Below are 371 nucleotides of genomic sequence, written 5' to 3'. Positions count from 1 at the left end.
CGGTGGCTTAGGCTATGGTGAAGAAAGCCCTGAAAGTATCAAAACCAATATCGATACTTATTTTGCTCCACTACTCAAAACTTTTACTGATCTCAACGTTGCTCAAATTATGCAAGTGTTGAAGAAGAATATTAATGGCAACCGTTTTGCAAAATGTGCCATTCAAACTGCTTTACTCGATATTCAAGCTCAACGTTTAGGCTTGCCGCTGTCTGAAGTGTTAGGTGGCCGTCTGCGTAACAGCGTCCCTGTACTTTGGGTGTTGGCTTCTGGTGATACGGATAAAGATATCGCTGAAGCGAAAAAGATGATCGAAGCTAAGCGTCATAACTTCTTTAAATTAAAAATTGGTTCTCGTGCTGTAGAAGCAG

At 41.2% G+C, this 371-nt stretch carries 1 pseudogene; it reads left to right on the top strand.

What is annotated here, in order from left to right:
- A pseudogene (locus AC1M9M_RS14840) lies at positions 1–371 on the top strand (muconate/chloromuconate family cycloisomerase); the annotation flags it as partial.

It is taken from the genome of Acinetobacter sp. ANC_7503 (assembly GCF_056780035.1).
This window is presented reverse-complemented; position numbering and strand designations above follow the sequence as displayed.